At 58.1% G+C, this 25,384-nt stretch carries 24 protein-coding genes, 1 pseudogene and 1 riboswitch; of the genes and pseudogenes, 9 read left to right on the forward strand and 16 right to left on the reverse strand.

Going from position 1 to position 25,384, the window contains the following annotated elements; translation table 11 throughout:
* The 4 genes and pseudogenes from CLV89_RS15665 to CLV89_RS15680 all read left to right on the forward strand — a co-directional run.
* A partial coding sequence (locus CLV89_RS15665) for an IS3 family transposase (protein WP_110684133.1) occupies positions 1–509 on the forward strand: 509 nt, incomplete at its 5' end.
* A 155-nt stretch (positions 510–664) separates the two neighbouring features.
* Complete coding sequence (locus tag CLV89_RS15670) at positions 665–1,069, forward strand: hypothetical protein (protein ID WP_106164612.1); 405 nt, start codon at positions 665–667, stop codon at positions 1,067–1,069.
* Complete coding sequence (gene tnpB / locus CLV89_RS15675) at positions 1,066–1,416, forward strand: IS66 family insertion sequence element accessory protein TnpB (protein ID WP_106164613.1); 351 nt, start codon at positions 1,066–1,068, stop codon at positions 1,414–1,416. The genes CLV89_RS15670 and tnpB overlap by 4 nt, the downstream gene beginning before the upstream one ends.
* A gap of 472 nt (positions 1,417–1,888) precedes the next feature.
* Positions 1,889–2,260, forward strand: a pseudogene (locus CLV89_RS15680) (transposase); the annotation flags it as partial.
* A gap of 278 nt (positions 2,261–2,538) precedes the next feature.
* Here CLV89_RS15680 and CLV89_RS15685 read toward each other — a convergent pair.
* The 4 genes from CLV89_RS15685 to CLV89_RS15700 all read right to left on the reverse strand — a co-directional run bounded on the left by CLV89_RS15685 (position 2,539) and on the right by CLV89_RS15700 (position 7,186).
* Entirely contained in the window at positions 2,539–3,636 is a 1,098-nt protein-coding gene (locus tag CLV89_RS15685) for a sensor histidine kinase (protein WP_106164614.1), read from the reverse strand.
* Positions 3,629–4,096: a response regulator gene (locus CLV89_RS15690; protein ID WP_106164615.1), complete on the reverse strand. Its 468-nt coding sequence runs from the start codon at positions 4,094–4,096 to the stop codon at positions 3,629–3,631. Before CLV89_RS15690 ends, CLV89_RS15685 begins: the two co-directional genes overlap by 8 nt.
* A gap of 2 nt (positions 4,097–4,098) precedes the next feature.
* Entirely contained in the window at positions 4,099–6,375 is a 2,277-nt protein-coding gene (locus tag CLV89_RS15695; RefSeq protein WP_243395035.1) for a sensor histidine kinase, read from the reverse strand.
* Between the two features lie 79 nt (positions 6,376–6,454).
* Positions 6,455–7,186: a response regulator gene (locus CLV89_RS15700; RefSeq protein ID WP_106164617.1), complete on the reverse strand. Its 732-nt coding sequence runs from the start codon at positions 7,184–7,186 to the stop codon at positions 6,455–6,457.
* A 512-nt stretch (positions 7,187–7,698) separates the two neighbouring features.
* Positions 7,699–7,904: riboswitch (cobalamin riboswitch) on the forward strand.
* A 138-nt stretch (positions 7,905–8,042) separates the two neighbouring features.
* Between CLV89_RS15700 and CLV89_RS15705 the strand changes: the two genes are divergently transcribed.
* Positions 8,043–9,269 carry an aromatic ring-hydroxylating oxygenase subunit alpha gene (locus CLV89_RS15705; protein WP_106164618.1) on the forward strand — a complete coding sequence of 409 codons (1,227 nt, stop codon included), beginning with the start codon at positions 8,043–8,045 and terminating at the stop codon, positions 9,267–9,269.
* A 6-nt stretch (positions 9,270–9,275) separates the two neighbouring features.
* A complete protein-coding gene (locus CLV89_RS15710) occupies positions 9,276–10,343 on the forward strand; it encodes an FAD-binding oxidoreductase (protein WP_106164619.1) in 1,068 nt (355 codons plus the stop codon).
* A 134-nt stretch (positions 10,344–10,477) separates the two neighbouring features.
* Here the strand turns inward: CLV89_RS15710 and CLV89_RS15715 are convergent, their stop codons facing one another.
* From CLV89_RS15715 to CLV89_RS15770, 12 genes are all read right to left on the reverse strand, one after another.
* A complete protein-coding gene (locus CLV89_RS15715) occupies positions 10,478–12,067 on the reverse strand; it encodes a 5-guanidino-2-oxopentanoate decarboxylase (protein WP_106164620.1) in 1,590 nt (529 codons plus the stop codon).
* Positions 12,068–12,097: 30 nt separating this feature from the next.
* A complete protein-coding gene (locus tag CLV89_RS15720) occupies positions 12,098–12,811 on the reverse strand; it encodes a TetR/AcrR family transcriptional regulator (protein WP_243395036.1) in 714 nt (237 codons plus the stop codon).
* A gap of 98 nt (positions 12,812–12,909) precedes the next feature.
* Positions 12,910–13,443: a biotin transporter BioY gene (locus tag CLV89_RS15725; RefSeq protein WP_106164622.1), complete on the reverse strand. Its 534-nt coding sequence runs from the start codon at positions 13,441–13,443 to the stop codon at positions 12,910–12,912.
* Positions 13,444–13,482: 39 nt separating this feature from the next.
* A complete protein-coding gene (locus CLV89_RS15730; protein ID WP_106164623.1) occupies positions 13,483–14,073 on the reverse strand; it encodes an energy-coupling factor transporter transmembrane component T family protein in 591 nt (196 codons plus the stop codon).
* Positions 14,066–14,746 carry an energy-coupling factor ABC transporter ATP-binding protein gene (locus tag CLV89_RS15735; RefSeq protein WP_106164624.1) on the reverse strand — a complete coding sequence of 227 codons (681 nt, stop codon included), beginning with the start codon at positions 14,744–14,746 and terminating at the stop codon, positions 14,066–14,068. Before CLV89_RS15735 ends, CLV89_RS15730 begins: the two co-directional genes overlap by 8 nt.
* Before the next feature lie 88 nt (positions 14,747–14,834).
* Positions 14,835–15,947, reverse strand: a complete 1,113-nt coding sequence (gene modC / locus CLV89_RS15740) for a molybdenum ABC transporter ATP-binding protein (RefSeq protein WP_106164625.1) — start codon at positions 15,945–15,947, stop codon at positions 14,835–14,837.
* Positions 15,944–16,651 carry a molybdate ABC transporter permease subunit gene (gene modB / locus CLV89_RS15745; protein WP_106164626.1) on the reverse strand — a complete coding sequence of 236 codons (708 nt, stop codon included), beginning with the start codon at positions 16,649–16,651 and terminating at the stop codon, positions 15,944–15,946. The genes modC and modB overlap by 4 nt, the downstream gene beginning before the upstream one ends.
* On the reverse strand, positions 16,648–17,424 hold the full coding sequence (gene modA / locus CLV89_RS15750; RefSeq protein ID WP_106164627.1) for a molybdate ABC transporter substrate-binding protein: 777 nt from the start codon (positions 17,422–17,424) through the stop codon (positions 16,648–16,650). The genes modB and modA overlap by 4 nt, the downstream gene beginning before the upstream one ends.
* A gap of 531 nt (positions 17,425–17,955) precedes the next feature.
* Positions 17,956–18,465: a hypothetical protein gene (locus CLV89_RS22410; protein ID WP_133166730.1), complete on the reverse strand. Its 510-nt coding sequence runs from the start codon at positions 18,463–18,465 to the stop codon at positions 17,956–17,958.
* Positions 18,466–19,367: 902 nt separating this feature from the next.
* The gene (locus tag CLV89_RS15760) at positions 19,368–19,787 is read right to left on the reverse strand and encodes an ExbD/TolR family protein (protein WP_133166731.1); all 420 of its coding nucleotides are present in this window, start codon (positions 19,785–19,787) and stop codon (positions 19,368–19,370) included.
* Positions 19,788–20,243, reverse strand: a complete 456-nt coding sequence (locus CLV89_RS15765; protein ID WP_106164630.1) for an ExbD/TolR family protein — start codon at positions 20,241–20,243, stop codon at positions 19,788–19,790. It abuts the gene before it with no gap.
* 13 nt (positions 20,244–20,256) lie between these two features.
* Positions 20,257–20,916 carry a MotA/TolQ/ExbB proton channel family protein gene (locus CLV89_RS15770; RefSeq protein WP_243395037.1) on the reverse strand — a complete coding sequence of 220 codons (660 nt, stop codon included), beginning with the start codon at positions 20,914–20,916 and terminating at the stop codon, positions 20,257–20,259.
* A gap of 897 nt (positions 20,917–21,813) precedes the next feature.
* Here CLV89_RS15770 and CLV89_RS15775 point away from each other — a divergent pair.
* The 3 genes from CLV89_RS15775 (at position 21,814) to CLV89_RS15785 (ending at position 25,383) form a co-directional block, all read left to right on the forward strand.
* On the forward strand, positions 21,814–22,281 hold the full coding sequence (locus CLV89_RS15775) for a DUF1036 domain-containing protein (protein ID WP_106164631.1): 468 nt from the start codon (positions 21,814–21,816) through the stop codon (positions 22,279–22,281).
* Entirely contained in the window at positions 22,271–23,566 is a 1,296-nt protein-coding gene (locus CLV89_RS15780; RefSeq protein WP_133166732.1) for a hypothetical protein, read from the forward strand. Before CLV89_RS15775 ends, CLV89_RS15780 begins: the two co-directional genes overlap by 11 nt.
* Before the next feature lie 392 nt (positions 23,567–23,958).
* Positions 23,959–25,383, forward strand: coding sequence for a lysozyme family protein (locus CLV89_RS15785; protein ID WP_133166733.1), 1,425 nt, complete (start codon positions 23,959–23,961; stop codon positions 25,381–25,383).
* Position 25,384: the final 1 nt, after the last annotated feature.

Here is a 25,384-nt window from a genome sequence, read left to right on the forward strand (position 1 = left end):
AAGGACCCAACCAGCGATGGTCCTTGGACTTCGTCTCAGACAGCCTCTCGGACGGTCGCCGCTTCCGTGTGCTTTGCGTCATCGACGACTTCAGCCGGGAATGCCTGGCAACGGTCGTGGACACTTCCCTGTCCGGGCAGCGCGTTGGTCGTGAGCTCGACAACATCGCCCGGGTGCGTGGCTATCCCTGCATGGTGGTCAGCGACAACGGAACGGAGCTGACATCGAACGCCATCCTGAGATGGCAGGAGGACCGGAAGGTCGAGTGGCACTACATCGCACCAGGCAAACCCATGCAGAACGGCTTCGTGGAAAGCTTCAACGGCCGTCTGCGCGACGAGTGCCTCAACGAGCATTTGTTCGCCAACTTGCGCCACGCCCGGGATCTGATCTCTGCTTGGCGCGACGACTACAATCACCACCGCCCACACATGAGCCTCGACGGGCTTACACCGTGGGAGTATCACCAACGGTCAATAGTGGACCAAAAACTGAACAGAGCGAACTAAAGAACGCGGACTCCACGGGGAGCAGGTCATTAGCAGACCTCCGAAGACGACATACAAGACGACCAACTGGAAGAGCGTAAGCGGTGTAAACACCCCATGTTTCAATAAAATAAAGGGTTTGCGATACTGGCGCCACCTAATGCAAGGAGGTGGCAATGCTGGATGGAATGGCTCCGGAAGAGGCGAAAGTTTGGGGGATCAGGGTCCCGGTGTCCTCGTCCGGGCGGCGTAAATGGCCTGATGAACTGCGCTCGATGGCCGTGCAGAAGGTCTTGGCGGGCGCTGGGATCCGGGAGACAGTCGAGGAGATCGGTGCCAACAAATCCTTGGTGGCGCTCTGGGTCAAGAAGGCAGAGCCGCAAGCGGATGGGCCCGCTTTTGTAGAAGTCATTACTCCTAGGACCTCAGCGGCAACCCAGCCACCGATGCCTGTCGCTGCCTCGCGGGAGAATGACGCCTCCTGCAAGATCAGCGTCGGCTCCGCAACGATCGAGATACCCCAAGGCTATCCCGCCGATCACCTTGTGGAGATTTTGCGGGCTGTGAGGGCAGCGCAATGATTTCTCCAGCCAGCAATTTCAGAATTTATCTGGCCTCGCAGCCTGTAGATTTCAGAAAAGGATTGGACGGGCTTGCTGCCTGTGTCGCGAACAATTTCCAGCTCGACCCCTATTCCGGTGCGATTTACGTGTTTCGGTCCCGGCGCGCTGATCGTCTGAAGATCCTTGTCTGGGATGGCTCCGGTCTAGTCCTGATCATTAAACGGCTGCAGGGCAAGCAGTTCACCTGTCCAAAGCCTCAAACCGGCCCGGTTACATTGACCAAAGTTCAGTTCGACGCGCTTTTTGACGGCATTGATTGGACCAAAGTGGTGGCCTCACCCAGCCGCAAACCCGTGTTTCTGTAGTTCAACAAACATTGCAACGACGGGATGACCGGAGCGCGACCATTCGTCGGCTCCGTGACGTCCAGACTCGCGAGAGTTCGATCTTTGAAGAACTCCGTGTGCTACATTCGGAAAATGAAAAATGACCAAGATCAAGTTTATCGATGCCCGCTTTCCCGACGGAGACCTGGACGAGATGGGTATAAAGCGCCGTTTCGAGGGACACCTTCGAAAGCTCAGAGCTCTGCGCGATGGGGTGAAGCCCCAGGCACCAGGTGATTTCGCGGACGCGCTTCGCTGGGAAGGTGATTTGAGCGAGGTGCGGATTTCCAGCGATGACCGACACAAGATCCTTCGCAGGGCGCAGTACCTTGTGCAGCGTCGAGACGCTTTGTCTGGGACCAGCTATCTCTCCAGTGACGGCAAGCGCAAATTGGCATTGCTGCGCAATGGGGTAGAACTCGTCGAGATCAAAACCGAACACTGCGCCGATGAGATCGCCACCGTCACCGCCGACGGTGCCTATGACACCAGCGCTTGCCATGATGCCATCGCGGCCCGCGGCGCGGCGGCGGTCATTCCGCCGAGGCGGACTGCGAGGCGTTGGAAGCCGGACACGGCTGGAGCCCGGGCGCGAAACGAGATCCTGCGAGCATCGAAGCACTTGGGTCGGGCGCTGTGGCGAAACTGGAGCGGGTATCACCGCCGTAGCAGGGTGGAGACGAAAATGAACTGCGTGAAGCTGCTCGGCCAGAGGTTAATATCACGGGACTTCGACCGCCAGGTCGCCGAAGTTCAGATCCGTGCGGCGGTCATGAACCGCTTCACCGCCCTCGGCATCCCTGTCACCGTGGCCCTAGGATAAGTGTCTCCGGGGAAAGGGGAACTCTGGCTGTTAGCTGATTTGTGCGACAGCGCCTATGAAAAGGCCTGAAGTCTTATCCCCCTAGGAGGCTCTATCGCATAAATCCCGCACGCGATCTTTGCGCAACAAAGCGCCGGGAAGCGGGAAGTGCGCTCACATAACGATTTGTGCAACAAATCTGTCGCGAGGTGGTGTAATATAAATTGAGCTCGATAAGTGACGTTTGCAGCTGGAGTTTCGGACAAAGGCAACCCGCTACACCGAGGGTGCGTCAAAAATCACCTGTCGTGCGCTGCATTCCTGTAATTATTACGCAAATTGAGAGTGAAATTGATTCTTGTGCCTCTCGATACATCGGGGTCACACCATATTGCGCCGTCGTGGCGTTTCGCGATCTTGGCACATGTTGCCAACCCCAGACCGCTCCCCGGAAGGTCGCTGCTGCGCTGAAGACGCTTGAAGGGCTCGAAAATCCGGGTGCGATATTCCTCCGGCACGCCCATCCCGTTGTCCCTGATCGAGAATTGTACGCCGGAGCCGTGCGCCTGCGTCGAGACAACGATATGAGGAGGCGGGTCACTGCGGTACTTGATCGAATTGCCGATCAGGTTTTGCAGAAGCTGCGAGATGTCTGGCGGGAAACAGAAAACTTCGGGTTCCTGCAAATCCAGTTCGATACTGGCGTCGGAACTGGCAATATCCTGCGCGACGGCCATACAGGCGGCTTCGACCAGGCTTTCAGTTGGCACTAGCTCAGGAGTGCCCTCGCTGTGCGGGTTTATATGGCTCGCCAAACGCTCAATCAGATCAGACATCTTGGTTACGGAACGTTTCATGAGGTCGAATTCTCGTTTTACCTCGTCGAGATCTCCGGCTTCAAAATCCTCAATGATCTGATCGCTCAGGAACTTGATGGCGCGAATTGGTGCCCGCAAATCATGAACGAGAACATCGGAGAACTGCTGGAGCTCCTTCTGGTGTTCTTCGATGCGCCACCGCATGCGAGCAATCTGCAGTCCGTTGCCGATCATTCGATGCAAGGCGCCTGGCGTGATCGCCGATTTTGCTATGTAGTCAGCGGCACCGCTCAGAATTGCGCTCTTGGCAATGTCTTCGTCGCCCTGTCCTGTCATTATAAAAATAGCGCAATGGGGCCAGCGCCGAAAGAAGACCGACATGAGATCCAGGCCGGATTCCCCTGGCAGCAGGTAATCCAGGAAGATTACCTCAACCTCTTCGTCAGCGAGAGTTCGGGCTTCATCACCGTTTTCAGCTTCCAGTATCATCACGGTAGGGTATAGCGCCGCGAGGTGTCGCCGGATCAGCTTGCGATCACCACTGTCGTCATCAACGATAAGTATGCTCTTTTCAACCATGTGGTGAGCTCCGCGTCTCTATCACCGGCAGCTCTACGATCCGCCAAAAGTTGTCCATCACCGCCATGAGTTCGATAAACATATAGCCTGCGCGAGATTTTAAGATGTAGCCGGCAACGTGATTGGAATAGGCGGCAGTGATGTCCCGCTCGTCGTCGGATGTCGTTAGAACGAAAAAGAGGGTCCTTTGGAGGCGGGGGTCGTCTCTCAGCGCTTCCAGAAGTTCCAAACCGGACATGCAGGGCATGTTGATATCGCTCAAGACAACGAACTGAACGGGGGGATCCTGATCGCCTTCCCCCTTGAGGAAGGCGAGGGCCTCTTCACCGTTCCTGAAACGTTGAATCTTGTTCGCGATGCGCGCTTTTGAAAAGGCTCGGCGAATGGCCTTGGCATCTCCATCATCGTCTTCGACGAGAATAATCTGAACGTCACGGGAGTCGGAGTGGTGGGATTGCATAGCTACGCTGCCTGATCCTGTTGAGGTTTTTCGAACGGCCAGAAGAATTCGAAGATGGTACCGCGTTCGCCATCAGATAATATTTTGATATCTCCGCCGGCTACCTCGATGTACTTTTTTACAAATGCGAGGCCCATGCCGCTGCTTTCAAGCTGATCTCTGGATTTCAAGGTCTGAAATACCTTGAAAATTCGCTGATGGTAGACGGGTTCTATACCTGGGCCGTCATCTTCGACGCGGAAACGCCAACCTGCCCCGCATTGCTCCACATTGACAGTTATTTGCCCGACATTGCGATCATGGTGCTTGATACCGTTTCCGATGAGGTTGACGAAGATCGTTTCCAGGGGAAACTTCCGCATATGCAGGTCAAGAAATCCATCGGAGAAAGAAATGCTCATGCCTTCAGGTACTTCAAGCAATTGTAGAAGTTCCTCCGCCATGGTCTTGCCGGGTATTCTGGTCTCCGGTTCCGCGACTCTGCCAATCCTTGAGTGTTGCAGCAGGTCATTCAACAAGCGTTCCATCCTGCTGGTGCGACTTTTCAGCAGGTTCATGCTCTCGCGCGTGTCATCCGTCAAATAGGGTTCCAGATCTTCTTCGAGCCAGACCACCGCGTTGCTGATAACCCTGAGTGGGGCCTTCAGGTCATGCGAAGCGACATAGGCGAATTGATCGAGTTCGGCGTTGGATCTCTGCAAGGCCGCGATCAACGCCTCTGAGCGTTCGGTGGCGGCTGCCCGTCTCGTCACATCCCTAATCATGGCGACAAAGCGCCCCTCACCTGCATATGTGGCGTGCTGCAATGTCAGATTGAGCACGATGCGGGAGCCATCTGATCGAGTCATCGTGAGTTCGCGCATTCCAGCCTCCTCGGCGGCATGCGCATGTGCAGCATCTTCGAGCAACCCTTGCGTAGCCTCTGCGTCAAAACCCAAAAGTTCCAAGAGGCGTGCGCCGCGTAATTCCGGTTCAGAGTTCCCGAGGATACGGCTGGCGGCGGGGTTTGCATCTTCGATGCGCCCGTCCTCGGATAAGGTCAGGATACCTTCAGAGATATTGCTCAGAACCATGTCGAGGCGCTGTGTTTCGCGGATCAAATCATTGGTCAGGCGTGTGAAATTCTGCGCTATGTCGGAGATTTCATCGTTGCCGCGGTACCTGTTGCTCAGTGGGTGAAGAGTCTGGCTGCTCTCGTTGATCTCAGACAGCAACACTTGCAGGGGGCAGAGCAATTTTGCAGAGAAGAGGTACCCGAGACCCGAGGCAAGGATGGTCAGCCAGAGCGCGTTGCCAACGTTCCGCCAAAGCTCATCCCGTGCCGCAGAGTACAAGTCATGCAGGTCGACCGTGGTTGCGATTCTGAACGTAAATGGGACCTTCTCATTTCCGGTGTCGACCCGGCTGATGTACACGCCAATTTGGTCTTCAAAGTGAACCAATCTACGTTCTGGAAAACTGGCAAGTTGTTCTAAACTTATCGTGTCTGGTTTGCCTTCGATATTGGCGTAGAAGTTTCTGTCGCCATCAGCGACAGGAATGCCCGCGATTTCAGAATTTTCAACCGAATAAAAGGTTCGTCCCAAGTCTTCGGAGCTGGAAGGGACAGTAAGCAGACTCGCAATATCTGCGTTTACCACGATCGCCCCGAGCAGGTTTCCGTGTTCGTCAACAACGCGTTTCATCGACCGCAGCATCGGAGGCCCCGATACCCTTTGGTGCTCCCGGTTGCGGGTAACGTTCGAAAACAGAATGTCTGAAGTGGGATCGGCCTGCAGAGCTTTGATATATGGTTCTTCGCCCTTGGACTGAAGGTCGTCTTGAGGAACGACTTGGACATCTCCATTGTCTTGATCTACGCGGGCGAATTCAGACCAGTTGTTTTCTGCCAGGATCAGCCGAATCTGACTGTATCCACTGCGATTGCCGATGATGCTGATGAAAAGCGTTTCAAGCCGAGCGCGCCAATCGGCGAGTGTTGACCCATCCAGCGGATCGCGGTTGTCGATCGCTTCGCGGGTCCGGATGATTCCCGAAATTGGCGGGAAGCCAACGATCATCTCCGAATCCTGGCGCATTTTTGTCAGCGTATCAACGATGTAGCGCGTGTGTGTTTCGTGATTGCGCAATATCAGCTCTTCTGCGTGAGCGTGAATACGTTGAATGGTGTTTTGATAATTGATGGCGAAGAAGACACTGAAAGACGCTCCGGAAACAAGGCATACCACCAGCGCGACTTTTAGCTTTATCGAGATCCACCTTGGCGACACGATAGTCACCTCTCCGGATAAGGAATTCAAACCTGCGCTACAGTAAAACCGCTGCGCCTAACTCATGTGTATGCCGGGGCGGGTACCCCTACTGAAGGCGTTTTCGCAACTCGGTGACCGTAAGGCGACGACCCTCGCCCACGACGCTTTCAAGATCGTCCATAAAGGCGACCAGATCCTTTGCACCGCGTTCAAACATCGACAGGTTCGAGAGCAGCGTCGGGTCGATGGCATCATCGCTGCGCGCTTGCATCTTGACCGCTCGCACGCCCATCATGCTTCGGCGCAGTAGCTCGCGCATTTCTGGCCCACAGCTCACCATGAAACGTTCGAAAATCGACTTTAGCTCTGACTCTGACGCGCGCGCATCCGTGAGCGCCCCGTAAAGCGCACGTCGTTCGATGGCCGACGTCACCGATTTTATCAGCGCATCAACCGTGAGCTCGTCCTTGACGATATAGTCGGCACACCCTCTGCGCATGGCTTCGACTGCAACATGGTAGTCGACCGAGGACGTGAGCATGATCGGAACCGCGCCGACCTGATCTTCGTGCGACAGCAGGATGCCGAGCGCGTCGAGACCTGTATCCATGCCCAGATCGTGGTCGATGAAGACCAGATCGAACGCGTCCACATCGAGGCATTCACGCATTTCAGCCAAGTTTGCAGCTTCGGTAAAATCCACCATGAGCCCGGCTTTGCGACAGATCTTCAGCAATCGCATACGATCAATTTCGTCATCATCAATGGACAGGACGTTCAGGAGAACCGGTTTCGCTCCGGACATCAGTGCGTAGTCTTGTACGTTCATTTTTGACATGTTTTGACCTTTTACTCACAACAAGTTGCGGTTGAAGCCGTACTGCTCCTTGCACCGCACCTGAATGTTATCCCCAAAGATAACGTGTTTTCAAAAGAAAGACTTGTCGAATTGAATTAATGAACTCCTGCTTAAATGCGGAAAGCCGTCTCATTTAATTCGCCAAACCATCGCATATGTTGCTTTTATTGGAGCGTTTGCGCCCACTTGATGATGGTAAAACGGACGAAAGCACGTCTCGATGTTCTGAACACCGACATCAGGTGCGGCATGGATACGCGGTGCGCCCTTACCATCTGCGGCATGCGGTCAGGACCATCGAAGATCCCTGTGCGACCCCCGTGTTCGCCACGCCAAATGCATCGGCGCGTATTGAGTGCTCCGTTGCGGTCATGTCCGTCTTGGGGGGCAGTGTGGACGACGCCGAGCAAGAATTGTGGCGTGGGCGTCGCGCTTGTCTCGAACTCAATAAACAATGTCGCAATTCGCGGATCTGGTTTTTCGAATCTCGGTACAACTCAGTCTCAAGAGGTGCTGCGCGGAGCGATCCGTGTGGAGAATTTGGGAAGCCGGTGAAACTCCGGCGCTGCCCCCGCAACGGTCATGGAACCCGTGCGCGCGACATCAGCCACTGGGTGGAGGACCCCGGGAAGGCGTTGCGCTCCGACCAATTGGTCAGTTCCTGAGCCCGGAAACCAGCCTCAACAGATATCGTCAACCGCGGGCGGCGGTTTGGGCATCTTGCAGGGCGCGGCTTCCTCCGCCGCGGCCTAACGGGTTCCCTGTGCCGTCCGAACAACCAACCAACCGCAGTCGCGCCGCACATGTCGGACGCAGGCGGCAGGGGAGTCAGGAAATGAGCAGCAATATCAATGCGCTGATCGCAAACCACCAGCCAGGACACGGGCTGGCGCAGGCATTTTACAACAATGCTGATGTGTTCCAGACCGATCTGCAGGAGATTTTCTACAAGGAGTGGCTGTTTGCCATTCCCGCCTGCGAGCTGGAAAAATCAGGCAGCTACGTCACCCAGCAGATTGGCACGTACAACGTGATCATCGTGCGCGGTTCCGACGACGTAATCCGTGCGTTTCACAACTCCTGCCGTCACCGGGGATCGGTGATCTGCAAGGCGAAGAAGGGCAACAACCCAAAGCTGGTCTGCCCCTATCACCAGTGGACCTATGAGCTGGATGGCCGCCTGCTGTGGGCCCGAGACATGGGACCGGATTTTGATGCCAGCAAACACGGTTTGAAGACAGTGCACTGTCGTGAACTTGCCGGGCTCGTCTACATTTGCCTTGCGGATGAGGCGCCGGACTTTGAGCATTTTGCAGAGATCACACGCCCCTACCTAGAGGTGCACGACCTGTCGAATGCCAAGGTGGCATATGAGAGCTCGATCGTCGAGCAGGGCAACTGGAAACTGGTCTGGGAAAACAACCGTGAGTGTTATCACTGTGGCGGCAACCACCCGTCGCTGTGCCGGACATTCCCGGATGATCCATCGATCACCGGTATCGAAGGCGGCGAAACGCCCGCAACTCTGCAGGCGCATTTCAACCGTTGCGAGCAGGCAGGGATGCCGGCGGAATTCTATCTGAACGCTGATGGTCAGTTCCGCGTGGCTCGCATGCCGCTGAAAGAGGGCGCCGAGAGCTATACGCTCAACGGTAAGACCGCTGTGCGCCGCTGGTTGGGGCGGGCGCCGTTCGCCGATGCCGGATCGCTGTTGAAGTTCCACTACCCGACCACCTGGAACCACTTCCTGTCGGACCATTCCATTGTGTTCCGGGTCACTCCGATCAGTGCGACCGAAACCGAAGTCACCACCAAATGGCTGGTCCATAAGGATGCTGTTGAAGGGGTGGACTATGACCTCAACCGACTGACCGAGGTCTGGATCGCAACCAACGACGAAGACCGCGAAGTGGTCGAGTACAATCAGATGGGCATCAATTCACCTGCCTACGAGCCCGGTCCCTATTCCCAGGTTCAGGAAAGCGGCGTGCTGCAGTTCGTGCAGTGGTACCTCGATACCCTCAAGCGCAATTGCGCCCCTCAGACCTTGGCGGCGGAGTAACAGAACATGCCGAAAATCAGTGAACGCACAATCTGGAAAGATACTGAGATGCTGGAATGCGTCTCCATCATTCCAGAGATGGAGAACACCGCCTCATTCACCTTCAAGGCGCCATCCGGGGCGTTGTTCGACTTTGATCCCGGTCAGTTCATGACGTTGGAAATCCCGGTTCCGGGTGGTCCGTTGCACCGGACATACACAATCTCCTCGTCGCCGTCGCGGCCACGCAATGTCACGATTACAGCCAAGGCCCAGTCCAACAGTATCGGCACCCGCTGGATGCTCGACAACCTGCGCCCCGGCAGCCGGATCAAGGCGATCGGTCCCGCCGGCCTGTTTACCAATGCAAACAGTTCAGCAAAGAAGTTCCTCTTTATTTCTGCGGGCTCCGGCATCACCCCGATGATGTCGATGACCACCAATATGTGGGATGATGGCGATAATCTGGACATCGTGTTTGTGAACTGTGCCAAACGCCCGTCGGAGATCATATTCCGTCAGCGACTGGAGCAGATGGCGAGCCGCTCAGAAAAGCTGGACCTGAAGTTTGTAGTTGAAGAGCCGGACCTCTATCGGCCCTGGACCGGATATCAGGGTGTGTTCAATCAGCTGATGCTGGGCCTGATGGCCCCGGATTATCTTGAGCGCGAGGTCTATTGCTGCGGGCCGGAGCCTTTCATGCAGGCGGTGCGGGATGCGTTGGCCGGTCTCGGTTTCGATATGGACAACTACCATCAGGAGAGTTTCCACGCGCCGGTTGCAAATGAAGCCGAACAGCCTGATCTTGATGATGTTGTTCTCGATGACGAGACCTCGGCAGAAATCACCTTCGCAACATCCGGGGTGACCGCCAAAGTTGCGGAAACGGACACGGTTCTGGCCGCAGCGCGAGCCAACGGGCTGAACATTCCGTCCGGCTGCACATTCGGGGTCTGCGGCACCTGCAAAGTAAAGAAAACCGCTGGCGATGTGCACATGGTCCACAATGGCGGCATTTCGGATGACGACATCGAGGCCGGCTATATTCTGGCGTGTTGCTCCAACCCGATCGGCAAGGTTTCTGTCGAAATCTGAGCCTGCGGACGGTCAAGAGAATCCCCCGTCGCGCCTAGGTGCAGGGCGCGACGGGATTTATGACGCGGGAAACAGCCAGCTCACAGCCGAGCGCGAAAGCCGCATTGGGCGCGACGCAGTCGCCGCAGACGTTCTCAAGCGGTTGGCGAAGAGTGGCCCTGCATGTCGATTTCAAGAAGCAGAGGGCCCTCAAGCGGCAGGATCTGCGTCAGTGCATCACGCAAGTCGTCTGGAGATGTGCGCTTGAAACCAAGGCGATAAGACGCAGCGACGGCCTCAAAGTCCGGTGCGCCCGGATGGCAACCTGTGGCGGTGATGCCTGCACCTTCCATAGCATTTGCGATCTCGAGAAAGGCGTTGTTATTCCAGACAACAAAGAGGATCGGCAGGTTCTCATCGCTTGCCACGCCAAGTTCCGGAAGGGTGAATTGCGCGCCACCATCTCCCATCATCGCCACGATTGGAGCAGTGGGATCCGCCAGGGCCGCACCGATGGCTGCGGGAATCGCGTATCCCAGCGCGCCAAATCCGGTGGCGCCATTGAACCAACCGCCAGGGCGATCATGATCATAGGCCAGATTGGCAGCATATATTGCTTGGGTTGAATCCCCCACCATAATGGAGCCGGGCAGGGCGTCTCGGAGTGTCTCCACCTGGCCAATAAGCGCACCGTAGCTTGGCGCAAGGGCCTCGACTTCGGCCAAAGCTTCGGCACGGGTTTTGTGGGCACGCTCCGCGCCGTCGCCGGGCACGCGCGCTGGAATTGTGCTGGCAAGCTGCGTCAAACAAGGGCCCACATCGCCCACCGCAGTAGCCTCTGCCGGATGACGGGCGAGCTGTTCTGCGCAGATGTCGATGCGGAGCAGGGACGCCATGTCGGGATAGGTCCCGGTGGCATACATATCGTAGTCCGTCGGGCCGAGCTCGGTTCCAAGGGCTAGCACGCAGTCGGCCTCCTCGATCAGGTTGCGGACGGTTTGCAACGAGGGGCTTGCCGCCACCGTAAGCGCATGACCGTGCATCAAGCCGCGCGCGTTCACGGTCTGGATGACCGGGGCGTCGAGCTTCTCGGCAAGTTCGGCCAGGGCTGCGTCCGCGGTACGGCAGCCCCCGCCAGCGAGGATCACAGGGCGTTCGCTTTGCGCAAGCCGTTGCACGATGGCGGAGAGGTCAGGCACAGCGGCTGTCGTGGGAGCAGAGATTTTGAGCGCATCTGGCCCTTCAAGGTCCATGACATCGGTTGGAACCTCGATATGAACCGGGGCAGGGCGCCCGCTCAGTGCATCGAATGTACGATCCAGCGCGCCTTCGAGGTCATTGGCGGCGCAAACCTGTTCGGCATGTTTTGCAACAGTTTGGGAGAGCTTAAGCTGATCAGGCAGTTCATGCAGCAGTCCCAGCCCCTTGCCAAGGCTATCGCGCCGGTTGACGCCGGTCACCACGACCATCGGAATACTGTCGGCCCTCGCCTGAGCCATTGGGGTCAGCGTATTGACGAGACCGGGCCCGGTGATGACAAAAACCACGCCGGGCTTGCCCGAAATGCGCGCGTATCCGTCCGCCATGAACCCGGCGCCCTGTTCGTGGCGGGGGGTGATGTGCCGGATGTCGGCGCCCTCGATCCCGCGATAAAGCTCGATCGTATGGACGCCGGGAATGCCAAACACAACGTCGACACCGCGATCCACAAGGTTCTGTGCTAAGGCTTGGCCGATCGTTTGCATGAGTTCTTCCTTGTCGTAGTGGTGCTTGGTTCAGTCTGTTGGAGAGAGACCAAGAATTGCAAAAAGTGTCGTTTCGGCGACGTCGGTCAGCCGGTGCGCGGGCAGCATCTCAGGCAGCATCGACCCTTCAAGCCAGAGACCGTCGAGGACCGCGTTGCAGGCGATGGCCTTTTCTTCCACGGTTTTGGGGTCTGCAGGCGCGCCTTGTGCTCGCAGGGCCTCGGTGATCAGAGGTTCCAGCGCATCACGGAAGCCGAGATAGGTGTCGATGTGAATTTGCTTCATGCGCGCGTCATGCGGGACCATCTGGATAAAGCCGGCCCAAATCTGCAACCCTTCACCGCTTGCAACGGGCGCTGAGAGCGTGTCGCGGACACATTGGCGCACACGGTCTGCAATCGGACGCGACACATCAGTCGCCGACGAAAGAGACAAATGCGCCATTTTGCGCATATGGTAGGAATACGCCGCGTACATCAGATCTTCTTTGGTACGGAAGTGATGACGGATCAGGCTGAAGGCAACGCCAGCTTCGGCCGAGATTTCGCGAACGGTCGCCGCAGAAACGCCTTTACGGGCAATGACCCGCAAGGTCGCCTCGATCAGCTGCTCGCGACGATGTTCGGGGCTTTCCCGGCGAAACTTCGGTTTACTGTCTGACATATCATGCCCTGCTGTTTGTTGCACAATCGTGCAGCAAACATGGGAGATCAAGTATAATTTTAGTTTTGTGTCCGGATGCACGTCCAGGCAGGGGATCTTCACCCCCTGCCTGACGTATATCTCGTAATATGAATTATGTTAACTATATGCCTGCGCGATGCGAGCGCGCTTTGGCACCACTACAGATTTGGAATGGCCTTGCGCACCTCGCGCAGGATCAGGCTGGCGAGCACGGCTTTGATGACATCGCCCGGCAGGAAGGCCGCGGATGCGGCAAGCGCCTGCCAGACCGAGAGTTCGGCGATGACAGCCAACCAAGGCACCCCAAACAAGTACACGACGCCAACGCCGCCCAGGAGCATGAACAATATCGACGGGAAGAGCGGTGGGCGACCTGCATATCTGTCGAACAAATAGCCAATCATAAAGGCCCCGACCGGAAAGCCGATGAGAAACCCGCCGGAGGCTCCGAAAAAGACGCCTAGTCCGCCACGACCGCCGGCCAGAAGTGGCAATCCGACCGCCAGGAGCGCGAGAAACAGAATGATTGCCAAACCGCCCCGCTTGGCCCCCAAGAAGGCACCTGCCAGCATCACCCCCATGGATTGGGCGGTGATTGGCACGCCCATCGGTAGGGTGATTTGAGGTATGACACCAAGCGCGGCTGTCAGCGCAGCGAACAGGGCGATCAGTACGATGTCCTTCGTGGTCATGAATGGGGCTCCTAACTTCATGATTAGACGTATTTTTCGTCAGAATCCGCGCGCGTCTATGGCATCCGAAATGTCTTCGGACATCTTCAAAGTACGCACGATAGCGGGAATTGTGAGGGCGAGGATATTGCGCTCAAGGCCGCGTGCGTATTGCGCTTCGCGTACCTCTCGAACGACAGATGCCAGGACTGGAATAAACCGCAACGTCAGCGAAATCGCCAAGCTGATCCCGCGCGTCCGCAGGCCGAGGCGGCTGAGTGGACGCAGGCCAGCCTCTATGCCGTCTATCATCTCGCTGGATCGCGTCGTGAGCGTGAGCAGACCTGCCAACATCAGTAGGACTGCAAATCGTATGATGACGAACAGGCCCACCCACCAGCTGTTGAACAAGGCCTGCGCGATCATAATCAGCACAAAAATCCAAATCACAGGTCGGATTTGCGCCCACGCGCGTCTGAGCGGCAGGCCTGCGGCGGCGAAAAGGGCAAGTGTGACGGCAAGAAATGCTATCGAGAACAGTATGTTATCTACCGCAAAAAGAAGACTTCCGGATATGGCCAGGCCAAGAATTTTCCATCCAGGCTTCATGGTATGCAGGCGCGAGTTCCCCTCCGAATACAGGTCAAGCATCCAGCATTGCCTCGACATAGCGGTTCAGTGCCGCATTCGGGACATCGTCTGCCAACACTCGACCGTTTTCGAAAACAAGCACGCGATCAAAATCTTTCACGAGATCAAGGTCATGCGTGACAACGATGGCGGCTTGCTCAAGCGCGTCGATGGCATTGCTAATGCGCAGCTTGTTGCGCAGGTCAAGCAATGTGGTCGGCTCGTCCAAGACAACATAGTCCGGTTTCATCACCAATACGCCAGCAATGGCGAGAAGCTGCTTCTGCCCTCCACTTAGATTATGCGCTGGGTGTTTGGAGTGCGCGCTCAACCCGTATCGCTGCAGAATGTCACGCGCCATCTCGGTGCGTGTGTCCGGCGGAATTCCGAGATTCTTCAGGCCAAAGGCCACGTCTTCTTCAACGATCGGAAAGACGATTTGGTTGTCGGGGTTCTGAAAGACGAACCCAACCTTGCGGCGAATGTCTCGCGCCTGCTTTCGGGTGTCGAGCCCGTCGACTCGGACACTCCCCTCTGTGGGTGTGCGCAGCCCATTCAGTAGACGAGCAAAGCTGCTCTTGCCGCTGCCATTGCTACCGACGATCGCGATACGCTGTTCTGACAGCGACAGCGAAATATTCCGAAGCACCGGACGGTCATCCAAAGTCAGGCTAACGTTCTGGATTTCGATCATGTGGCGCGCGTCCCATTTGTCCGGCACGATGCTCGGCTGCTGATCTGCGCTATACGGGATGAAGGCGGACTTGAAAAGTATAGATTATCTATGAAATTCCATCTGGCGTGCGCTGTTGAGCTCCGCCGATATCCTGCTGGGCGATCGCGACAGACTTCATAATCGCATAGGCCTCTACGCCCGGTTGCAGGCCAAGCGCCGAGACGGAGCGCTGGGTGACACGTGCCAAGATCGGACCGGCGGCGGTTGCAAGCGTGACCAGTGCGCCGGGCCCGTCCCCAGCCCGGATTGCCGATATCGTTCCGGACAAGACGTTGAGCGCCGAAAGCCCGACTGGTGGCGTGACAGAAAGAATGATCTCATGCGCAGAGATCCGCAGCCGCAATGACGCACCAATTGGCTTATTCACTTTTGGCACGAACAGCTGAATTCCGTTGGACTGCAACTCGCTCAACCCGTCGGCGTGATGACTGACCAACTTGGCCACGATGATTGAGCCGACGCTGCGAACGCCTGTCGGGACCACGCGGGGGTCAGACAGAACCTCGGCGGCGGAACCAAGGTGCGTGACCTGACCGCTATCGAGAACCACAACGGTTGTCGCAAGCCGCGCGACCTCGGCTGCAGAGTGGCTGACATACAGGACAGGAAGTTTCAATTCATCTCGGATGCGTTCAAAATATGGGAGTATTTCGAGCTTTCGGGTCTGATCCAGGGCGGTGAGCGGTTCATCCGCAAGCAGAAGTTCAGGGGCTGCCAAGAGCGCGCGTCCAATGGACACACGCTGCTTCTCGCCACCGGATAGATATGCCGGCATGCGGTGCAGAAGCTTCTCCAGCCCGAGAAGATCAACGATCTGTTCGACCTCCCTGCCCTTGCGCAGCTTTGGCGCAAAGCGTTGACCGTAAAGCAAATTCTTTTGCACGCTCATATGCGGAAAAAGGCGGGCGTCTTGAAATATATACCCCAGCCGCCGCTTGCGCGGCGGGAGTGCAATCTTGCGGTCAGAGTCGAACAGGACACGCTCGCCGATCTTGATACGTCCATGGTCTGGCCGGATCAGACCCGCCACGGCGTTGATGAGGGTTGATTTTCCAGAACCGGACCGCCCGAACAGCACTGTTAGCCCGCTTGGCGCCGCAAACTTCGCCTGTAGCTGGAACGCCCCCTGCCGGACAGAGAGATCAATTTCAAAACTCATGCGTGTCTCAGTTTCTGTGCCAATCGGCGGCTTAAGACTTCTGACACGATCAGGGCGGCGAAGGAAATCACGATGGAGATCACCACCAACCGCAGGGCCGAGGCTTCACCGCCCGGCACCTGCAGGAAAGCATAGATGGCGGATGGCAGGGTCTGCGTTTCACCGGGAATATTGGCGACGAAGGTGATCGTCGCGCCGAACTCTCCCATCGCCTTGGCAAAGGCCAAGACGGCTCCGGCGATGACGCCAGGCAGGGCCAGCGGCAGTGTTACCGTAAGAAATACCATCACCGGATGGGCGCCGAGTGTGGCTGCCGCATGCTCTAGCCCGGGGTCGACAAGCTCGAAGGAAAGGCGCAGCGCGCGCACCATGAGCGGAAACCCCATGAGCCCTGCGGCAAGAGACGCGCCTGTCCAACGGAAGGCGACACTGAGACCGACAGGGTCCAGCAATCGACCGATCGGCCCATATGGTCCAAAGGCCAAGAGCAGCAGATAGCCTGTCACCACTGGCGGTAGAATGAGCGGCAGATGCACAAGCCCATTCAGGAGGTGTTTGCCGGGAAATTGCCACCGCGCAAGGGCGTAAGCAACTGCGATGCCAAACGGCAAGCTGATCACCATCGCCCAAAACGCCACTTTGAGTGACAGGCGCACGGCCAGCCACTCCTCTGGCCCGAGCCAATAAGGGACGGTTCCACTCAACGGTGTTCCACCGGGGTGAACCCTTGCGCCTCAAACACCTGGTCTGCGGTTTGGGATGTCAGAAACTCGATGAACGCACGGCTTCTATCATTGGTGTTGATTGCGGCGACGGGATAGATAATCGGCGGATGCATGCTGTCTGGTATGGGAAATGCGACGGTCACGCGGTTCTCGGCACGGGCATCTGTTTGATAAACGATCCCGTATGGGGCGGCACCGCTGGCGACAAGTGCAAGCGCAGAACGCACATTGTCCGTCTGAGCGACTTGAGCTTGTAGATCTTGCCAAATATTGGCGGAATTCAGTGCAGACTTGCCGTAAATTCCCGCGGGTACGGCGTTGGTCTGAGCCATCGCCAGTTTGCCGGTGCCGAGGGCCGTTTGCAGATCAGCCAAGCTGCTCAGCGCCGGTTTGTCCCGCGCTGCGATCACACTCAAACTGTTGCGTAGCAAATCCAGACGTGTCGTCTCGTCGATACGCCCTTGCCGCGCCAGGTCATCCATCCATCCGACGTTTGCCGAAATGAAGACGTCAGCCGGCGCGCCGGCGCCAATCTGGCGCGCAAGGAGCGATGAACCTCCATAAGAAATTGAAACTTCGGTCGCGGTGTCCGTTTCGTACATTGCCGCGATCTCATCCAGTGCGGTCTTCAAACTCGCAGCCGCAAACACTCTTAGCGGTTCAGCTGTCGCGACACTGGGCAAAACAATCATCGGGATGAGGCATAAAACCCGCATCCAGCGCACCAAGTTTTTGGGTTTGAAAGGTGTCATACGCGCGACCGTTTAGTGTTTGCTCGCGAGACTCTAGGGAGAGGTTCCAGTCGGCGCAACACCCAGGCAGTACGCATTGTCCTGCCCCCCACTGATCCCGCATTCATCAAGAGCACGGCCCATGAATACGTTAGAGGTAAGGCCAATGGAATGTGCGGAGGTCCAGCAGATTGCCACCGGTTGGCTGTGGTTCTATGAAAACTGACTCTCGAGAATGGGCAGCGGCGGGAGGACACCCGATCGAAAACTGAAGCGGGGTCCGTTAGAATCTAAGACTAGGCACCGCAAGAACGGAACGATTACCCTTTGATAGCCTCGGGTGCAGCAAACACATAAATGCAATTGGATTTTCCGATGCCGATCTCAAGAGCACTACGCCTCTCATCATGGGGCAAATGTCAGCTTGTCTTCTTAGCGGTGATTTGATGACGAGGAAGCCTTGCGACATCATTCTGCGCTTCTGAGCTCCGCAGAAGATCGGGGTTTTTCCCAGTGGCCCAACCTGATCGGGCTGCCTTGGAACGGTGCCGTTCATTGCAGTACGAACCCTGTCAAGGCCATCGCAATATCCGGTCCGAGCTGGTCCTGGGCGCGCTGGAGTGTCTCATGGGCAAGTCCGCCTATGCCACTGCGCAGATCGTCAAAGGGGGTCGATGAGGCGAGCGCCAGAATCAGCTGTGATGTATCGCGCCTTGGGCCAGCACGGGTGACCGGCACTGCGAAATCTACGCGATTGTCACCAAACCGGCTGAATCGCTGAAGGTCCTGAACAACGCCATTGTTATCAATGACCAGCAGCATGACATAACGCCCACCGGTGCCGCGCACACCTCCGCGCAGCCAGCCACTGGAGGCGGGCGCCGGGTTCTCAAGCCCCAGTCCGAGCCGTGTTGCAGGATAATTCGGCCCCTTGGCCACGAGATCAAGTCCGGCACATTGGCGTGGATCGATCAACTGGCGCGTCTGCACGAGATCCGCGTCTTCGGGTCCGAGAAGCGCTTTGGCGTAGTCTTGCATCACCCGCTCAGATGCGCCGATCATCTCAAGCCCCAGGCCACCCGTAGACGTTCGGCGAGGCAAGGCCACAAGGCAATCAGGATGAGCCTGCTCGCGAATACGCCTGATCAAGTCGCCTGCTGCCAAATCAACCGCACGGGCCACGGTGGCGCGCGTCTCAGTGTCGTTGCCTTCACCCTCGGGGAGGCTGGCTGTGTCACCGGCCTCTGATGCGTCGGTCGACGCATGGTCGCTTTCGCCGGCATTGGGTGTCGTGTCCCCGTCAAGGGAAGGGGCTTCGGGCGGTGGGGCCGGCCAGTCAGGGCTTTGGTCTTCTGCCGCAGCACCTGGCGGTTGCAAGATGGCGAGCTGAGGTCCGCTGCGTGGTGCGCCGCCTGTGCTTTGCCCTCGATCAAGCGGAATGATGGGGGAGCTCGCCTCTGGTGTTTGAGTGGACGCAAGCGGGAGCGGCGCCGCACTCACCGGAGGTTGGGCAAGATCAAGGGAAGTGGGGGCGTCGGGAACGACCGGGGCGTCGGGAGGTGTTATCTCTGCAACGTCCCGTCCCAGCTGCGGAACCGACGCCAGGCGCGCGGGCTGCCTGTCCGGAGCGGGAAGCAATGGGGCCCGTTGGTCTGTATCCGATGGAAGGTCGGGCACTTCAGGGGATGGGGCCGACACCCCTTCGGGCTGGTCATCTGGCGCGTCGGTGCCGGGGGTGTCTGCCGCATTTGCGATGCCCTCTGACACTTGCGTCCCCGCGAGGCTATCGGTGTCAAGGCGCTGCAACGACACGGTAAAGCTGATTTCTGGCGGTGTGGCGGCTGGATCTGGATGCCAGGCCATAACGCCAATGCCTGCCGCTGCGACCAGGGCATGCGCAGAAAACGCAATGAGGGCAACGCCCCACCAATCTCGCGCAGACTCTTGGGCAAATGGAAGCGCGCTCATGGCATCGCACTCTGCGTATCGCGCTGACGGATCGTGACAAGCACAACTTCGATATCCTGAAACACCGGATCTGCCAGAAGCGACGTCAGCTGCCGTCCCGGTGCGGTGCGATCCATCAGGAGATACACCCGGTCAAGCTCTGCAAGTCGGACGCCAAGCTCTGCCTCTGGGAACGGATCCCCATCAAGGGACATCTTATCATCCAGATCAATTTGCAACATTGGCGTCGGCAGTTGGGATATCGGCAAAGCTCGCGTTTGCGACAACCTGATTTCCGTCGGTGCAGACTGGTTCCACAATGCGTTCGTGGCCAGAAAGAACATGATCAGCAACAGGACGACATTGACGATGGCCAATGCCATATCGGGCCTGACGCGCTTTGGCGAAGGGGGCAGCAAAGAGTGTTGTTTGGTCACTCATCCCTCCTGCGGCGAAATGCCAAGCTGTACGGTCTCAACCCCGGCGGCGTTCAGGGCGGCCATAACAGAGACAATGTCCTGAATGCGCGCAGCCGCTTCGGGTATCAGAACCACCGAGACCGGGTCCGCGCGGCTCGAAAGCCCCGCACTCAGTGTCTCAAGTTCTGAGAACTCAAAGTGCTGTGCGTTGAAACTCAACCCGCCTGCGGTGATCCGCCAGAGCACGCGATCTTCAAGTGACCCGGCAGCACTTGCGGGCTCTGAACCGTTCCCCGCGCCATGCGCTTCGGGGCCCGCCGGCACCTGTCCGAAGCCGAGAAGCGAATACGGGGTCAATCCCGACGACAGCATGAAGAAGATCAGCAACTGAAACATCGTATCGGCGAGCGGGATTAACGAAAATCGCCGGGTTCGCCGAGCGGGCGGCAGAAGCGTGGCGCGATGGCGCGGCATTTCAAAGCTCCCGTTACGCCGCGTCTGCGATGCTGCCCGCGCGCCCGAAGATTGCCGCGGAAATCATGGTCTCGGCCAGGACACGTTCGCGTTCGATGCGCGCTTCGAACCAGGAGGTAATGAAATCGGCAACAAGCGCCAGGACAAGGCCGGCCGCTGTGGTTGTCAGGGCCGTCCAGATCCCCTGCGCGAGGCTGGCCGGATCAGCGGCGCCCTGTACGGCAGAGAGTTCGGCGAACGCGTCAATCATCCCCAAAACCGTGCCAAGAAGGCCGAGCATCGGGGCGGAGGAAACACAGATTTCGAGGAACCGCATATAGCGCCCCATCTGTGCAAGCTCGACGAGCGCGGTCTGGCGGCCCAACTCCTCTGCATATTCGCTTTCTCCGGGGCGGGCCTGCACGCCTGACATCACGGCCGTGAGAATGCGTCCAAGAACGGAATTTTGCGCGCGGGCCCGTTCCATCGCGTCCTGCGAGTGTCCCGCTAGCCAAAGTTTGAGCGCAGCTTCGGCGCCATCCCGCCCCCCGGTGCGCAGTTTTCGAAACTGGCCGATCTTGCGCAAGGTCACTGCAATCATGGCAATCGACAGAAGGCCCAGGGAGATGAAGATTGGCAGCGAAATAGGAGAAATAATATCCGACATTGCAAAGTCACCGATCAGAAAATTCATAAAATCACCGTCCTGAAGTCCCTTGGACGATAAGGGCAACATATGCACCAATTCATGTATGGCGCATCGACTTTTTTACAGGAGATGCGTGTAAAGATGCATCTGCAGATCGCTCTACCGATAGACCCCGATCAGATAGTCCGTGGCATGTGTCTTGGGCTCTGCGTCGCCCACGACCCATTGCGGTTGAGGCGTGCTGGATGCATGAGAGCTGGTCTCCAACGGCACAACCGGAAGCCTATCGCGCGCAATCGGACGCGGGTAAGTCATCGAGGCCGTGTGGTCGTCCGGTAACGGCACTGATAGCGGCACTGAGTCGCTGCGCACTGACATGGTGCCCGTGGGCAAGAGATCTTTGGTCGCCGGAGCCGGCGCAGTGTCTTGAACGGGCGCGATGCTGCTACGTGTGCTGCGTCTGAAGAGTGGTTTTACCCCTTCAGAAACTGTTGCATCCGCTGGCTGCGGCGCCCGTTTCACAACGGAAGAGCCATGGTAGGCAGCAAAACCCACCCCCCCTGCAACACAGAGGACGCAAAGACTGGCTGTGATAGCGACGACCTTAAACATACCGCCAAGTATATCGCCTATGACGTGTAAGAGACAGGGGAAATCGCCTCTGTGAGCATCACCCGCGATTATTCGCGCAATGCTCACGCTATGCTTGGCATGCCGCCCGGCGTTCCGCTTTCGATGTTCTGAAACACCACCGCCTGCTGCATCCTTAGGTTTAACTCCCGTCCGACATCACGACGTCTTTATTTTTGGTGGCGTCAGTATCTCAAACCTCTTATTTCATCAGGATATAAGGTCATTGCGCCGCGTAGTTTGTTACTTTTGGCAAAAACAGGCGGTCACACTGAGATTTCAAACGCGCATTGTCCGAAGGAGGTGCCTGACATGTTCTCTGCCTTCGCAGCCCGGTTCGTTCTGGCCACCAGGGCCTTGTGTCTGGGCGCAATGGTTGTCTTCGCGGACGCGCAAGTAGCGGTTGCAGAGGAGAGCCCAGGGTTTCATCTGTGCAACAAGACGCCGGATGTGATCAACGTTGCGCTTGGCCGGTACAAAGATGGCACTTTTGTCAGCAACGGGTGGTGGGTTATCGCGCCCGAGCAATGCGCGGACCTGATCAACCGTGCGCTGAGTGCGCGATTCCTCTATGTGTTGGCGACGGACCCCTTTGGGCAGGTTATCCTTGATGGCGCCACTCCGATCTGCGTCAAGCCGGAGTATTTTGAGATCAGAGGCGATAGTGAGTGTCTGACCCGCGGCTACCTCCAAGGGAACTCCCGTGAAATTGACACCGGCACTGCCGATGGTTTCACGCTCTCAGTCTATCCCGACGGTGCTGTTACCGATGAGATGTAGTCCTTTGCTTCAGGTGCTGACTTTTCTGCGTGCGCGGGGGGCGTCACCCTGTGGCGCGCTGCTTCTTCTGGCCTGCACTTTCTGGGCGGCACCCGCAGATGCGCAATGGAGCGGGCTTATCTATACGACAGAAGAGGGAACCGACACCCAAGAGAGCGCAGAAAGCGCCGCTGAAGACGTCGCACGCTTGGGGCTCTCGGAGGTGCGCTATGTGCAAGACATTGCGCCATACACACGTCGCCAGGCGCTCGAGGAGATGGCCGTGCGGGCACCGGGCGGGCTGGTCATCCTGCGTATCGGTGCGGCATCGGGTGCCGGGGAGGGCGATCTTGAAGACCTGATCGAACAGGCCGGGGCCGCTGGGATGTCCCCTGTGGTCGTTCTTCTGGCCCATTGTGCCTCGGCAGATCCGGGGCCGTTGCGCCAACCGGTCGCCGCCCAGTATTCGCTCGTCGCCTCCATATCGCCTTCAGAAACCTGTCCGGCCGGCCCCGATCCGGTGCTTCAGGCCTTGGCACGCGGGGCGGAGCGCGTCGAAGAGGGGCAAGTGCAACCCCTCTCTGATGTGTTGGCTGGCCTATGGCAGCAGGGCTTGGCTCTGCCAGATCGCGCGGTTTCATCAGCGCGGCCTGCACAGCTGACAATTTCGGCGCCATCACGCGATGAAGGGTTTGAACAGATCTTGCCTGCAGTTTTTCGCTACGTTCCTCCACCAACAGCGGACCTGAGCGAGATTCCGAGTGAGACGCTCGTTGCCATTCCGCCTGCGCCGGGCGCGCCGCAGCCTTCCGTCATTCTTGGCCTAATCGGACCAGACTACAACAGCCCCGATGCCCAAGACGCTCCAGACGATTATAGAGATCTCGCGGCCAGAACCGCGCTCAGGCGGCAAAACCCGATCACGTTTGCCAGTTTGGTGTCCGAGGGCGCCTTTGACCCGCCAGCAGAAGAGACAGCCCGCGCGATTCAGACAGAACTTGCAAGAATGGGGTGTTACCGTGCTGGCATTGACGGCATCTGGGGCAATGGGTCGCGCGGTGCCGTAACCGCATATTTCAACGAGCGCTCCGATGACGCGCGGGCCGTGACGACAGAGCCAGACACCGCACTCTATCGGCAGATCATCTTGGCCGCCGATGTTGCCTGCCCTGCCCCACGCGCCCGCGTGACCTCAACGCCGTCGGCTCCGGCTCCGACCCAGCGTGCGCCGTCAAGCCAGCCCTCTGCTCCTGCATCGGAGCGCCAGATCCGGACCATCACGCCATCGCTTGGAGTGTTCAGGTGAGCAACAGAACGGATCCCGACCTTCGGATTGATCCGGCGTTCAGTGCAGCAGGGCGCCGTGCCCGCGCGCGGCGTCGGCGGCGTATTTTTCTCCGTGCGGGGGCGGCTCTTGGGCTTTTCGTAGGTATTGGACTTGCCGCCGGAGTGATATGGCAGTGGCGCTCGACCCCCAATGCTGGGCCAAGTCAGGTGACGCGCGCGCCGGAGCCCGCGCCTGTTTCACCCTCCCAGATCGCGCCGCCACCGGATCCGTTTCGCGCCCTCGTCAACTTGCCTCGTGATCCGCTTCGGCTGAGGTTGGCGCAACCGGAGCTTCAGGAGGATCAGAGCCTTCCGGGACCCGCCGATTTCGCGCCGGAGCGGGCGGGCCCACTGCGACCGGATCGGCTGAGATTGATCAATGCGGACCTGTCACATCAGTCCTCAAAACTCGCGCTTCATGCCGCGTCGCGACTTGAGGATTTTGCTCTCTACCAGGCTCAGCGCAGCCGAGCATTAAGCGGAGCGCAGGCCGCCACCCCAGCGCGTGACCACAAGATCTACACGCGGGCGCCGGGCCAGAGCTACGCCCTTGCCGAAGATCAGATCTTGTGGCTTGCCACGCCGCGTTCAGGGGTTGAGGTCCTGACCGAAAACGGGGTGTCCCAAGAAGAGGCACAAGCGGCAATCCGGGCCCTGCAACCGCTGCTGCCAGAGCCAACGGAGGACAACGACACAGCCCCCCTGACGCTGCCGCAAAACAGCATCCTGGCCTTGCGGTTTGCGAGAGGATCTGAACACACCTCCGCTCTTGCACAGCTCACGCTTTATACGGATGACCTGTACTGTTGCAGTCTTGCCCGCGACGCTGCTGGGCAGTGGGTGCGCGCTGCCGACCCCTGGGGGCAAGAGGACCTTGCCGTGCGGGCGCGCGCCGCAAGGCGCGATTTGCCGCCGCCCCAAAGCTATCTTGATGCGCTATACACAAGCGCCCTTCAAAGTGGCCTTTCGGACCATGCGGCGGGTAATCTTGTGGTGATGGTCGCACAGCGTTTCGCGCTTGATCGCAAAGTTGGGGCCGGCGATCACATCACTCTGCTCTTGGCGGGACATGACGCCACAGAGGAAGAAGATGACCTGGCACAGGTGCTTTTTGTTGGCCTTGGCGGACCTGCCGGACGAGAACAGAGCTGCTATGTCATGGCAGGGCCAGACGGCAAGTATCTTTGCGCGGGCACGATGTTTACTCCGCGCGCTTCAACGGATGATAGCGCCACCGACGACGAGGCGGTTCGCAACCTGGTGTCCAGGATTGTCCACGTTGAAAGTGGCGGAAGATCTGATGCGAAGAACCCGCTCTCAAGCGCGCTCGGGCCGGGCCAATTCATTATCTCTACCTGGCTGCACATGATCAAAACCTACCACCCCGAGCTGATGCAGAACCTGAGTCGGCAGGAGGTCCTGGATCTGCGCATGGACCCTGCGCTGTCGGTCGAGATGGTGTTCAACCTAACCCGGCAGAACCGAGCCTATCTGGTGAAGAAAGGATTTGGCGTGACCAGTGGGCGTCTGTATCTGGCGCATTTCTTGGGGCCGGAGGGCGCGGTGCGCGCATTGGGAACAGATCCCGACCTGTCGGTCGAGGCGACGCTCGGCTCCCAAGTCGTTGATGCAAATCCATTTCTAAGGGGCAAATCCGTTGCCGACCTTATCGCTTGGGCAGAAACCAAGATGACCGGCAAGGCCCCGACCCAAGCAGCGATTTCGCTGCCTGGAAGCGCGGCCTATACGCGGGACGTTGATCTGATACTCGACACGGCCGGGCTGACGGATGGCTAGG

The organism is Tritonibacter scottomollicae (assembly GCF_003003215.1).
GTDB lineage: Bacteria > Pseudomonadota > Alphaproteobacteria > Rhodobacterales > Rhodobacteraceae > Epibacterium > Epibacterium scottomollicae.